Below are 13,202 nucleotides of genomic sequence, written 5' to 3'. Positions count from 1 at the left end.
ACTGGAAATTTAAAAACTTATTTCATGCGGTTTTTTCTTCTTTATTGATTAAATTTCTTTGAGTTTTATCTTGATACTTTAAATACTGACGTTGAATATCAATGTGGCCTGCCACGCGTTTTGCATCATGCCAAACGCCCCAAATAAAGCTTGAACCACGCCCAGATAAATAAGGCAGACCAATAAAATAAATCCCCGGTTCTGTTGAAACACCAAGCTTATGGTTAGGACGACCATTTGCATCAAAAGCATTGACTTCCAACCAGCTATGATCAAACCCAAAGCCAGATGCCCAAATTATTGAGGTGATCCCTGCTTGGGCTAAATTGAGCTCTAAGATAGGTTGTTGAATGCATTCAGCATCATCTAAAACAATCCGAGCTTCTGGTTCCTCAGGTAAATCTATACCGGTACGCTGAACATAGGCATCCGCAGCATCTAAAAACTCAAAATACGCTTTATCACCGTCGGCCAATGACTGTTGCAAATCATTTTGAAAACGAACCCGCTCAGCTTCAAATTGCATTGTCATCCCCAGTAAAGTGATGCCTTGTTGTGCTAGACGTCTAAAATCAATGGAATGCCCACCATGAGTACCACTCACAGCCAAACCTTTCAACGGCCCTGTATCGGTTTTTATGCTATCCCATCCGCCCAACACCCCGAGCCACCAAACATTATCGCGTTGACGATAAACACGTGGTGGACGTTCATGCGCTCCCACAGACAAATAAACTTTTTTACCAGCACGATTTAATTCATCTGCGATTTGAATACCTGAAGAACCTGAACCCACCACTAAAACAGCCCCCTCAGGGATTTGTTGTGGATTTTTATATTGGTCTGAATGAATTTGGTATAAACCCGTTTGCTGAGGTGCAATCGAAGGAATAATGGCTTTTTGGAAAGGCCCTGTTGCTACAACAACACGTTGTGCTGTTAAAGTGCCTTTTGAGGTTTCAACAATAAAACCCGCAGCTTGCGCATTTACTTGGACCTTTTTAACTTCAACATTGCTATAAATCGGTGCATTAAAGCGCTTGGCATATTTTTCAAAGTATTCAGCAACTTGGTCATGATGTACAAAACTATCTGGATCAAGATCAAATTCCATATTGGGAAAGCGATCGTGCCAGCAAGGTCCATTCGCTACCAAAGAATCCCAACGGCGTGTACGCCAAGCTTCTGCAATACGGTTTTTTTCTAATACCACATGTGGAATTTTAAGCTCTGTTAGGTGCTCACTCATCGCGACTCCAGCTTGGCCAGCACCAACCACAACAGTATCTATTTCTAATTTATCTAAACTCATCTTTTTTCCCTTGTCAGATCGAGGAACGTCCTTGCAACAACAACTCTTTTGCTGAATAGACATTTACCAACTACTGCCAATCACATGTGTTTGGCTGTATGTGTTTGCTGCAGATTTTCTGTTCAAAAAATAAACAATTCAAGTTGCGCAAAATATGATTTAAGAAAAATATAGGGAGCCCAGCAGCAAAGCGAAAATAGAATATCCAAAACAAATGCATCAAAAAATCTGAAGCCACACACTAAGCACATGAAATAAATAGAAAATATATGCCAGACTATAATTCTTTTTAAATTATTTTTATTACTACGGAAAAAGTAAATTACTAGAAAGGAAAACACAAATTGTGAGTGCTCACGAAGTAAGCATACTAGAGAAACATCATAATTAACTGAGGATTGAGTTGTGAAACATACCCGTATTCGAACATTTAATACCAAGAAAACTTATCCAGAGCAGAATTTAGACAATGACCTATGCCAAGCTGTGGTTGCACGTGGGCGAACTGTTTTTCTTCGCGGTCAAATTGGACAAAATCTGGATACATCGGAAAGTGTTGCGATAGGTGATGTCAAAGGTCAGACCGAACAGGCGATGTACAACATTGACATGTTACTCAAAGAAGCTGGGGGAGAATTGGCAGATATTTGTAAAATTACCATATATATCGTTGATCCACGCTTCCGTGAAGATGTCTATGGTGTTGTCGGTAAATGGCTCAAAGGGGTTTACCCTGTCTCAACGGGTATCGTTGTCTCCGCTTTGGCACGTCCAGAATGGCTTGTCGAAGTTGATGCAATTGCCGTTATTTCAGACTAAAAACCATCAAGATGTGAGGGAAATATGACATTTTCAATTATTGCGAGATGTAGTGAAACAGGACAGTTCGGTGCAGCAATTAGTTCCTCCTCTCCAGCCGTTGCATCAAGATGTATACGTGCCAAAGCTGGGATTGGTGTTGCAGCAAGCCAAAATATAACTGATCCTCAATTGGCCAGCATTTTACTTGAAATGACCAAATATAATATATCGCCTAAAAATGCGATTACAGAATTAACTAAAAATACCGATTTTATTGAATACCGCCAATTAACTTTACTTGACGCCGTGAATGAGCCTTTTGCCTATAGTGGAGCAAATAGCTTAGGAATTTATACACAACATATAGGGAAACATGCTGTATGTGCGGGTAATTTACTTGCAAATGAGAATGTTACTCATGTTATGCTCAAACACTTCGAACAAAGTAAAGGCGCTTTAGCTGAGCGTTTACTTTATGCATTAGACGCTGGAAAACAGGCTGGTGGAGAAGCAGGAGCAGTACATTCTGCTGGTCTTTTGGTTGTTGACAAATTGGAATGGCCGATTGTTGACTTACGCGTGGACTGGTCAGATCAACCCATTTCCGACCTTATCGCACTATGGCAGATATATGAACCGCAAATTGATGATTATGTTTTAAGAGCTTTAAACCCGATCAATGCTCGCAGCTATGGTGTTCCAGGAAATGAATAAATTTTTCGAGGGTATACAATGGAGGTGTATCCAAAGTGTTAAATCGAATTTCTTTAAGACAAATGGAATACTTTGTTGCAACAGCTGAATGTGGCAGCATCATTATCGCTTCGGAGAAGATACATGTATCCTCTCCGTCTATTTCTGCCGCAATCGCACATATTGAATCAGAATTACAAACCCAATTATTTATTCGCCAACATGCCAAAGGCTTAATCCTCAACACTGTTGGTAAAAGTGTGATGTTGGAATGTAAGAAGATCTTAAACCAAGCTTCAAGTTTATATTCTCTTGCGGCAGAATTTTCTGGTTCCATACGTGGGCCGTTAAAAGTAGGCTGCTTCCCTGCTTTTACCCCGATGATCTATGCCGATATCATCAATGGATTTTCCAACTTATATAAGCAAGTTTCTTTAGACCTTTACGAAGATGATCAACAAGCACTTCTAAATGCGCTTATACGTAATGATATTGATCTTGCTTTAACTTACGATCTCAATATTGATGAAAATATTATTCATTTTGAAGCTTTAACGAAATTGCCGCCTCATGTATTGGTCAGTGAGGAGCACCCTTTAGCAATATTGCCTGTTGTAAGCTTAGAAGAACTTTCACAGTACCCGATGATTCTTTTAGACATGCCCTTTAGCAATGAATATTTCTTATCATTATTTAGAGCTCAAAATCTTACGCCCAATGTTGTGCGTTCTTCAAAAAATATCGATGTCGTTCGTTCAATGGTTGCCAATAATATTGGCTACACGATTTTGAATGTTCGCCCGAAAAACACCTATAGCCTTGATGGTAAACGTCTGGTCCGTATTCGTATTGCGCATGAACATCGCCCGATGTATATCGGCATTGCGACACCGAAAAATGTACCCAAAAATATTGTTGTCGAAGCGTTCATTAGTCGTTGTAAAAGCTTTATCTCTGACCACTTTATTTCAGGCATGAGCTCGCCACATTTCTACGATCCCTATATAAAAGCCCAAACACAAAAGGATTCCTCAGATGTCTAATCTGTCGAGTATTCAACTACTTAAAAAACTTGTTGCATTTGATACAACGTCCTACAAAAGTAATCTAGAACTAATCATGTTCGTCAAAAACTTACTTGAACCTGCGGGAATCAGTATCACTTTAAATTTTAATCCAGAGCAGACCAAGGCCAACCTATTGGCAAGTATTGGTCCTAAAGACCAAGCTGGTATATTGCTCTCTGGACATACCGATGTGGTTCCAGTTGAAGGACAAGCGTGGAGCACCGAACCTTTCCACGCTGTAATCAAAGACGATAAAATTTATGGGCGTGGTACAGCTGATATGAAAGGCTTTATCGCCTGCGCGATACAGGCCATGTTAAAAGCAGCACAAATGCCAGAATTGGCTAAACCATTGCACCTGTGCCTTTCCTATGATGAGGAAATTGGCTGTATTGGTGTGCGCGGAATTCTTGGCCTACTCTCTGAATTAATTATTCAACCAGAGCTTTGTGTGATTGGTGAACCTACCAGTATGAATATTGCCACAGGCCATAAAGGCAAAGCAGTATTTAAAGCAATTTGTCGTGGACAAGAAGGTCACTCCGCTTTAGCCCCGTTATATGTCAATGCGATTTATTGCGCTCAAAATGTTGTTGAGGCAATTACTACGACACAAAAACAGATTGCAGAAGGTCCAATTGTCGATATGGACTACGATGTGCCTTATACCACTGTACATGTCGGGAAAATACAAGGCGGTAAAGCTTTAAATATCGTTCCCAATGAATGTGTTTTAGATTATGAGATTCGTAATGTTGCAGAACAAGATACGGAGTCAGTTCAAGCGAAAATTTTTGAATATATCGAGCAAAGCCCTTATGCAAAATTTGTCAGTTTTCAGGAAATTAACCAATACCCCGGACTAAATACCTCAACTACTATTCAAGCGGTCAAATTTTTACAAAACCTTCTTGATCCAGCAACTGCATTACAGAAGATTTCATTTGGTACAGAGGGTGGATTATTTCATCAACAGTTAAATTCTGCTGTTTTAGTTTGTGGCCCAGGTTCTATTCAAGTTGCGCATAAACCAGACGAATATATTGAAATCTCACAGATGCAACAATGTGATGCATTTTTTGAACGCCTGCTCAGTCATATTAAGCGCTAAGATGCAACTATTGATTTAAAAAATTAGTTTAAAAAATAAGCAACACCTTAAAGATCTTTCATAAATAAAAAATGATCATGTGTAGTGAATCATATTGGTATTGTGAAAGTTCCTTCTCCCGCTGGGAGAAGGCCAGGATGAGGGCGCTTTTAAGATGATTTATGCTTTTAAAAAGGACTGGTAAGAAGTCTATTTAATTTGTTTTTTCTAAACCCAAGGCTTGTATAAAACAAATTCACAAAATTGGCGAAAAATAATACGGTTAAACCTACTCTATCGCTAAAATTTTAAGGAAGATGAATGAAACTAAAACAGGATTGGCTAGAACAACGTGCGCAGATAACACTGCCAAGTTGTGCCTTTATCGCCGGACAATTTGTCAACACCACGCAGACCTATAAAGTATCAAATCCAGCCACCGCTGAGTTTTTAGTCGATATGTCAGCATGTGATGCCAATGACGTTGAACAAGCAGTTCAACATGCGAGAAAGACCTTTAACAGCGGTGTCTGGTCTCGGTTAGCACCGCGTGAACGTAAGCAAATACTTAAAAAGCTCGCTGAACTTATTCGTGAAAATGCTGAAGAGCTTGCCTTACTTGAAACCCTCAATGTAGGTAAACCGATTCAGGATTCACTGCATGTTGATATTCCAGGTGCAGCATCTTGCTTTGAATGGTATGCAGAAAGTATTGATAAAATTTATGATGAAATTGCTCCTACAAGTGTAGACCAACTGGCGATGGTCAGTCGTGAACCCATAGGCGTTGTCGCTGCTGTGGTCCCGTGGAACTTTCCGCTTGATTTGGCAAGTTGGAAACTTGCACCTGCCTTAGCGACAGGAAATTGTGTTGTATTAAAACCCGCAGAACAATCACCCTTTACTGCATTAAAACTCGCTGAACTCGCAAAACAAGCTGGCATTCCAGATGGTGTATTACAAGTAGTTACTGGCTTAGGACATATCACGGGTCAAGCACTTGGACGCCATCCAGATGTCGATTGTTTAGTCTTTACTGGATCGACCGAAACGGCAAAAAAGTTTTTGGCTTATTCTGCTGAATCCAATATGAAACCTGTTTGGCCAGAAACCGGTGGGAAAAGTGCCAATATCATTTTTGCTGACGCTGATTTAGATAAAGCGGTCGATAAGGCGATTTTTGGTGCATTTTATAATCAAGGTGAAGTATGCTCGGCAAATTCACGGATTTTATTAGAAACAAGCATTTCACAACAATTTATAGAGAAATTTACAGCCAAAGCCCAAACACTTAAGATTGGAGATCCTCTAGATCCGAATACCACGATGGGCTGTTTAATTGATCGTCAACATGCGGATAATGTCAGAGCAGCTATTAATCAAGCCAAGGCTCAAGGTGCGCAATCTCATGTTATTCCGTTTGATTTAGATGCTGCTTTAGACCCAGCCACCTATGTGGCACCAACCATTTTAACGGGTGTCAATCCTGATTTTAAAATCTTCCATGACGAAGTTTTTGGTCCTGTGGTTTCAATCACAACTTTTGAAACCCAAGAAGAAGCCATTGAACTTGCCAATCACTCCATTTATGGATTAGCTGCCTCAATTTGGACCCAAGATATTCAGAAAGCAATTCTTCTGTCTAAACAGCTTTTAGTCGGCACAGTCTCTATTAATACAGTAGATGCTTTAGATGTGAGTACTCCATTTGGAGGATATAAACAGTCAGGTTATGGCCGTGATTTATCTTTACATGCGATTGATAAATTTACACAGTTAAAAACCACATGGATTCAATTGTAAATCCAAAAGAGCACTCAATCCGTCAAAAAGAAAGATTGACTGCTCCTGATGCTATAAAGAAAATTTATACAATATAGCGTTTGCTTAGCCCCCATTCTGCCAATATTCGACGATAAGTTGTAGATGAACGATCTGCTTCAAAATGTGCTTCCATTGTAATATCTAATGGAAGCTCTTCTGGTTTTTGACTCTCTACCATGTCCTGATCTTCTGCAAAAATTTGCGCATTAAAGTCGTAAACTGCCTGCAAGTCGCCTGTGGTATCAAAATTACGGGTCAGTGGTACAAATAAGCGGGTTTTGTTATGTGATACAGGACAACAGGCATTTAAAATTTTCAACACACCTTCGCGTGGAAATTCAACCTTTAACACCGCTGAAAATGGTGGGTAAACATCAAAAATTCGTTTCCATAAAAAACCCTCTGGTGCCAGATGCTGTAAGCCATGCGGGTAGTTGCTCACATTACTGACATATTCAGTATGTAAACCATAGTCTGTACGCTCAGTGGTGTATTTGGGTACGACAGGATTTTCAGCATCAGCAAAAGACTGCTGATGTACCCAAGCAAAATGTGCGACATCAATAAAGCCTTCCAATTGCCGCCCGCTTGAACCCGCAATGTCAACGAATGGTGGCAGTACGGGCTGATGCTCAGGATCATCCCAAGTGTCCAATATTGGAAAGTTTGCATGGCTTGCATCACGACTAAATAAACTTGTCCAAACCAAACCATATTTTAAAACTACAGGAAATTTGGTGAGACTAAAGCGCTCTGAGATATTTGTCAGGTCTGGCTGCGCTGGAATTTTTGTACATTGACCTGCTGTGTTGTAATGCAATCCATGGTAGGGACAAACAATCTCTTCACCTTGCACCCAACCTTTGCTGAGTGGTACACCACGGTGCGGACAAATATCACGCACCAACTGAATCGCACCACTTGCCGTTTGATAAAGCGCCATTTTCACATCGAGGAGTTGTACTTGTTGTGGGTCTGTTGTGACATCTTGCACACGTGCGACAGGATACCAATGCTGAGCAAGTATTTCCCAGTCTTTAGGTTCAAAACCACTACATTGTGGCTGACTAAACAAGTTCAGAACTGGAATTGCATTCATACAAAACTCACAGAATATATTTAATTTCATGATCTTATGCTGTGATTTCAGCATAACGGTCAGGTAAAATCATGGCTGAGTTTTACATTACGAATTTTGTCTAATTCTGTCTATTAGAATGTTTTACTTATCTCATTCTAAAAAATAGAACACCTATCTGAAAATTATTTTTAGAAAAAACTCATCATTGGCATAAAAATCGCTTAGTGATCTGTGATTTTAGCGGGTTTCAAATTTCCTTGATTTTCATTGCTTAGGAATAAGTCCGTGAAATATAAATAATGGACAGCCCATATGCCTGTGAATACAACTTTTTCACGATTTTCTGATTATTTTATTGCGGTTGCCAAGACAGGCAGCTTAAGAAAAGCAGCAGATCAACTTTATATTTCAGTATCAGCGGTACATCGTCAAATCGCACTTGCTGAGGAAGAGTTTGGCATTGATCTGTTTGAACGTTTACCCAGTGGTTTAAAACTGACACTTGCTGGAGAGTTACTCTATGCGGATTTGATTAAGTGGCAAAAAGAATTTCAATTAACCCGTAATCGTTTTGATGAAATCCAAGGACTTTCTCGGGGAACAATTGATTGCGGATTGATTTCTGCACTCAGTGATGGCTTTGTTTTAGCTTCAATTCAATATATGTATGACAACTACCCTTGGATTAATTTTAATTTTCATATCCAAGATAGTGAAACTGTGTCAAATATGATTATGGACGCTGAAATTGACTTTGGAGTTTTATTAAACCCGAAAGGCCATCATCAATTAGAGGTTTTATCTTTTGTCGAAATCCCAATCGGTTTTGTTTTACCTAAAGATCACCCTTTGACGAAAAATGAGAAAGTTTATTTGTCAGATAGTGTCAACGATAAACACTTAATTCCTGGCGCTCCTTTAATTATTCATGATTATGTGCAGACCTTGTATAAGCACCATAAATTTAGCCCACAGCAGCACTTAGATTGTAATGACATTCGAATGATTATGTCATTAATTCAAAAGAATTTAGGCATTGGGTTATTGTCATTTATTGATGCATATCCATATTTAGAGCGTGACGAGCTGGTTTTTAAGCCGATTCGAGAAAAGGGTTTATATCCATTAACACTGGCTTTATGTGTTGCGCCAAAACGACAACTTTCACGCGTATCGCAAATTATGATTAAGCATCTTATTGAACAAATCGAAGTATTTAAGCTCAAGTTGATCCCTTATCAATAATCAGCTTTAGCTATGTTGTAATAAATGAACAACAGCCCCTTAAGCAACAAAGTAATCACGTGTAGCTGAGTGATGACTAGCAATAACTCCCTAAACATATATGAATCAAAAGCATTAAATTTCCAATGCTGAATTTAGATTTAGTAATTTAAATTCAGCATCGACCTAGCAACATTTAATCTAAAGGATTTCCGATAATATTACTGATAATGCCACGCATAATATGTGGGCCTTGTTCTTGACGTAAGTCTTGATACCACGCTTCGGTCACAGCCTCATCTTTCATATGGGTCACATCACAGCGCTTGCGGGCACGTAATACCAGCTCATTGGCACGCTCATTACGTTTATTTTGATAACGTTTTAACGCATCCTCTAAGCCTAATGTATTGATTTGCAAAGCGCGTGCTAAGTAAATTGCATCTTCCATGGCTTGGCAACCGCCCTGACCAATATCAGGTGTGGTACTGTGAGCCGCATCCCCCATAATCACCACTCGGCCTTTATAAAACTGGGTAAAAGGTTCAATATCATGAATTTCTACTCGATTGGTTTTTTGCTCATCAATCGCTTCAATTAAGTTTTGAACTGGCTGGCACCAGTCCTTAAAATATTGTTTAAAGAGTGTTTTATATTGGGCTTTACTGTTTTCTAAACCTACAGGCAATGGCACATCAAAGAAGAAGTAAAAACGTTGCTCTGACACTGGCATAAGCGAAACACGTTTTCCCTCTCCAACAAAGGTTGTCCATTGATCTGCTTGGGCAAATTTATCTGAAATTTCGACTAAGCCATTCCAATTAACATAACCTGCATAACGACGTTCAACCTGTTCACCCAGTACATATTGGCGCGTCAGCGAATGTGTTCCATCAGCACCAATTAACAATGCTGTGGTGACTTCACTGCCATCTGCAAACTGAACTTTTATCTGTTGATCTACTTGTTCTAGTGCAACCATTTTTTTCCCAAGATGAATATCCTCACGGCCAAATTCATCCATCAACATGTTTTGTAAATCTGCACGGGAAACTGGATAAGGCCGTTGCCCAACCTCTTCAATCAAAGGCATTAAACTAAACTGAGTCATGTGCTCACCAGTTAAGCCATCGATATAGGCTAAATGATCCATTTGACCACCAAGTTTAGCAACTTGATCCGTTAAGCCTAAATAATTTAAACACTTAACACCATTTGACCATAAAGAAATAGCAGCACCTACAGCTAGAATTTGTTCAGTTTGTTCATAGATGGTGACCGTATGTCCGAATTTTTTTAGTGCAATACCTGCGGTTAATCCCCCCATACCTGCACCGATAATAGTAATCTCCATCTATTTCTCCTCTGTCTGTTTCTTTAACACTTATGACTAAAATGCTAAAAACGTGCCATTTATATAAAAATCACAACATTCCTTAAGCAAAGTTGGCATAGGCTATGCATGATGAGGACGCTAAGATATTGTTTTTATGAGTGCTTATTGAACTTTAAGTGCTGATATCAATCAATAAAATGATATGAATCGTAATATGAATGGTAAATAAATATGGCAACTTTACTTGCACCAAGTTTTGAGCTTCCTGCACATTTGCAACAATACAGCAATTTGGCAGATCCCCGAATTGGTACAAAAGTACTTGAATGTTCAGATGATTTTTTTGCAGAAGCACAACGAATGTTGCAATTTAATCCACCCATTTTTGTAGAAGATAAATTTGATGATCACGGCAAATGGATGGATGGATGGGAAACCCGCCGTAAACGCCATGCAGGCTATGACTGGGCAATTGTTAAATTAGGTGTTGCTGGAAAAATTACAGCATTTGATATTGATACCACTTTTTTTACGGGGAATTACCCTGCTTCTGCTTCAATTGAAGCCTGTTATGCACCAAATGGGGACTTAAGCAATGCACTATGGCAGCCCATTCTAGATAATTCTGTTCTTGGCCCCAGCCAACATCATATTTTTGACATTAAAAATTCAGCAGTCTTTACCCATGTCCGCTTAAATATTTTTCCTGATGGTGGTATTGCACGTTTTCGCGTCTATGGTGAAGTGCAAATACAGATCCAAGATCGCCAACGTATATTAGATTTACTGGCACTTGAAAATGGTGGACGCGTGATTGCCTATAGTGATGCCCATTTTGGCCATCCTCGTAATTTGATCAATCCGAATCGTGGGATCAATATGGGTGATGGTTGGGAAACCAAACGCCGCCGTGCACCTGGATTTGACTGGTGTATTTTGGCACTCGGTCAAAGTGGTGTAATTGAAAAAATTGAAATCGATACCGCACATTTCAAAGGCAATTTCCCCGCTCAAGTATCGATTCAGGCGATATATATTGAAAATGCGACTGATCCACAATTGATTCCGCAAAGTATGTTTTGGCCATTTCTACTCAATGCTCAGGATATGCAAATGGATCATATCCATGATTATGTAACCGATATTTTAAAGCATGAAAAAATTTCACATATTCGTGTCAATATGATTCCAGACGGTGGCATTAGCCGTATCCGATTATGGGGTAAAATTGCAGAGTGATTTTATGAAATATATTCAAATTCAGCCATTAACTGCTGAAGCTTTTGCAGCATTTGGTGAGGTCATTGCCTGTGCTGGCAATGACTTTTTCCATATCAATGGCGCGCATACGGAACGCTATCATGCTTTATCCTTGGCTCAAGCGGCCAATGCTGAAGTCGGATTAAGTATTTTTCGTAATATTCAAAAAACCCAAGTGCCTTGCGAAATTCAAATGCTTGAACGCCATCCAATCGGTTCACAGGCATTTATCCCGATGCAAGGTCAATCCTTCTTGGTTGTAGTTGCAGCGGCTTTGGATCAGGATCAACCTGATCTTGATCATATTTATGCCTTTATAAGCAATGGCCAACAGGCTGTAAACTATCGTGCAGGCACTTGGCATCATCCGTTATTGACGCTTGAAGCACCCAGCGACTTTGCTGTAATCGATCGGATTGGTGAGGGTCACAATTGTGATGTTTTTCAATTTAATGAAAATATTGTCCTGACCTTATAATCACCATTTCATAACAGCAAATAAAAAATACATGGATCAAAACATTCCTCTAAAAGTGCTGAGAAGTACTGAGATAAGATTTTACCCTATGTTGTTAAAAAACCAGTGCAGCATCACTCAGTGTTGCGCTGGTTTGGAAAAATGATCTTAAGCTTATCTCAATCCTATTCATGCATTTAAAAACATGATCAGATAAAGATCATTTTAAAAATGATATTTAATTAAAGCACTGACATTATTTTCATCTTTGCCTGAGATGCCGTATTTATTATTCCAAACAGAATACTCAACGCCTAAATACAATTTCGTATCCGGTGAAATATGTTTACCCGCATTCCATTTCCACTGGGTGGTCCAGTTTAACTCACTGGCATGATCATCTTCAGCGGTTGACCAATCCAGAAAACCATCAACAAGAAAATCTTCTGATGCAATTTTGAAAGGCACACCAAAAACAAAAGTCAGCTGATAATCATCATTTGTGTTCTTGTAATTGTCTGCTTTATAAAAGTTTAATTGTGCATATTGGAAATATGGAATCGCCAAATCTACCCCGATCCCATACAGATAATTATTAAACCCTTCACCGCCTTCCCATGTTGTAGCAATGAGAACGTCTTTGATTGGTCCTGCTTCCAACTTATGCCCTGAAATCGCGCCTAAGCTCAATCGTGGTGAAACTTCAAAATAGGTCTCATTGCCTGAAACATCATTATTAGTACGATCCGCAAATGCAAAGAAGTCCCCATATTTTAATTTGGCTGCATATTCAAAAGTAATGGTCGATTGGTCATCTTCCCGAGCAATTAATTCATAATTTTTTCCATATAATCCAGTAATGCTAAAGTCTTGCCAAATAGGCGCAGCATGGATGCTAAAAGTGGTGCAAACGAAAGTTGAAAGCACAGCAAATTGTGTTAATTTCATTGTATAAATTCCCCATCAGAAATAGCGGTAAACACCTGCGTGAATAAGCAAAAACAAAGCCAATTTTTTACACTTGGTCAAAATTCCATAAAAAAAAGCCCAAATCAAT

12 protein-coding genes are annotated in these 13,202 nt (G+C 39.3%); 8 read left to right on the top strand and 4 right to left on the bottom strand.

Going from position 1 to position 13,202, the window contains the following annotated elements; translation table 11 throughout:
* Positions 1 to 22 precede the first annotated feature (22 nt).
* Positions 23 to 1,312, bottom strand: coding sequence for an NAD(P)/FAD-dependent oxidoreductase (locus tag L3V46_RS10125; RefSeq protein ID WP_239045595.1), 1,290 nt, complete (start codon positions 1,310 to 1,312; stop codon positions 23 to 25).
* A 405-nt stretch (positions 1,313 to 1,717) separates the two neighbouring features.
* On the opposite strand from L3V46_RS10125, the gene L3V46_RS10120 reads away from it, so the two are divergent.
* The 5 genes from L3V46_RS10120 (at position 1,718) to L3V46_RS10100 (ending at position 6,766) form a co-directional block, all read left to right on the top strand.
* Entirely contained in the window at positions 1,718 to 2,131 is a 414-nt protein-coding gene (locus L3V46_RS10120) for a RidA family protein (RefSeq protein ID WP_096734165.1), read from the top strand.
* A 24-nt stretch (positions 2,132 to 2,155) separates the two neighbouring features.
* Complete coding sequence (locus L3V46_RS10115; protein ID WP_004821642.1) at positions 2,156 to 2,827, top strand: DUF1028 domain-containing protein; 672 nt, start codon at positions 2,156 to 2,158, stop codon at positions 2,825 to 2,827.
* Positions 2,828 to 2,862: 35 nt separating this feature from the next.
* Positions 2,863 to 3,849 carry a LysR family transcriptional regulator gene (locus L3V46_RS10110; protein WP_004821644.1) on the top strand — a complete coding sequence of 329 codons (987 nt, stop codon included), beginning with the start codon at positions 2,863 to 2,865 and terminating at the stop codon, positions 3,847 to 3,849.
* On the top strand, positions 3,842 to 4,984 hold the full coding sequence (argE, locus tag L3V46_RS10105) for an acetylornithine deacetylase (protein ID WP_239045594.1): 1,143 nt from the start codon (positions 3,842 to 3,844) through the stop codon (positions 4,982 to 4,984). Before L3V46_RS10110 ends, argE begins: the two co-directional genes overlap by 8 nt.
* A gap of 300 nt (positions 4,985 to 5,284) precedes the next feature.
* Positions 5,285 to 6,766: an aldehyde dehydrogenase gene (locus L3V46_RS10100; RefSeq protein WP_239045593.1), complete on the top strand. Its 1,482-nt coding sequence runs from the start codon at positions 5,285 to 5,287 to the stop codon at positions 6,764 to 6,766.
* Positions 6,767 to 6,830: 64 nt separating this feature from the next.
* Here L3V46_RS10100 and L3V46_RS10095 read toward each other — a convergent pair whose 3' ends face one another.
* Positions 6,831 to 7,886 carry an aromatic ring-hydroxylating dioxygenase subunit alpha gene (locus tag L3V46_RS10095; RefSeq protein ID WP_239045592.1) on the bottom strand — a complete coding sequence of 352 codons (1,056 nt, stop codon included), beginning with the start codon at positions 7,884 to 7,886 and terminating at the stop codon, positions 6,831 to 6,833.
* A 294-nt stretch (positions 7,887 to 8,180) separates the two neighbouring features.
* Between L3V46_RS10095 and L3V46_RS10090 the strand changes: the two genes are divergently transcribed.
* Positions 8,181 to 9,113, top strand: a complete 933-nt coding sequence (locus L3V46_RS10090; RefSeq protein ID WP_239045591.1) for a LysR family transcriptional regulator — start codon at positions 8,181 to 8,183, stop codon at positions 9,111 to 9,113.
* A gap of 175 nt (positions 9,114 to 9,288) precedes the next feature.
* Here the strand turns inward: L3V46_RS10090 and hpxO are convergent, their stop codons facing one another.
* Positions 9,289 to 10,446 carry an FAD-dependent urate hydroxylase HpxO gene (gene hpxO / locus L3V46_RS10085; protein ID WP_239045590.1) on the bottom strand — a complete coding sequence of 386 codons (1,158 nt, stop codon included), beginning with the start codon at positions 10,444 to 10,446 and terminating at the stop codon, positions 9,289 to 9,291.
* Positions 10,447 to 10,659: 213 nt separating this feature from the next.
* Between hpxO and alc the strand changes: the two genes are divergently transcribed.
* A complete protein-coding gene (gene alc / locus L3V46_RS10080) occupies positions 10,660 to 11,667 on the top strand; it encodes an allantoicase (RefSeq protein ID WP_239045589.1) in 1,008 nt (335 codons plus the stop codon).
* Between the two features lie 4 nt (positions 11,668 to 11,671).
* Positions 11,672 to 12,166 carry an ureidoglycolate lyase gene (locus tag L3V46_RS10075; RefSeq protein ID WP_105712586.1) on the top strand — a complete coding sequence of 165 codons (495 nt, stop codon included), beginning with the start codon at positions 11,672 to 11,674 and terminating at the stop codon, positions 12,164 to 12,166.
* A gap of 204 nt (positions 12,167 to 12,370) precedes the next feature.
* Here the strand turns inward: L3V46_RS10075 and L3V46_RS10070 are convergent, their stop codons facing one another.
* Positions 12,371 to 13,093 carry an outer membrane protein OmpK gene (locus L3V46_RS10070; protein WP_239045588.1) on the bottom strand — a complete coding sequence of 241 codons (723 nt, stop codon included), beginning with the start codon at positions 13,091 to 13,093 and terminating at the stop codon, positions 12,371 to 12,373.
* Positions 13,094 to 13,202 lie beyond the last annotated feature (109 nt).

This window comes from Acinetobacter sp. AG3, from assembly GCF_022343575.1.
Taxonomy (GTDB): Bacteria; Pseudomonadota; Gammaproteobacteria; order Pseudomonadales; family Moraxellaceae; genus Acinetobacter; species Acinetobacter guillouiae.
This window is presented reverse-complemented; position numbering and strand designations above follow the sequence as displayed.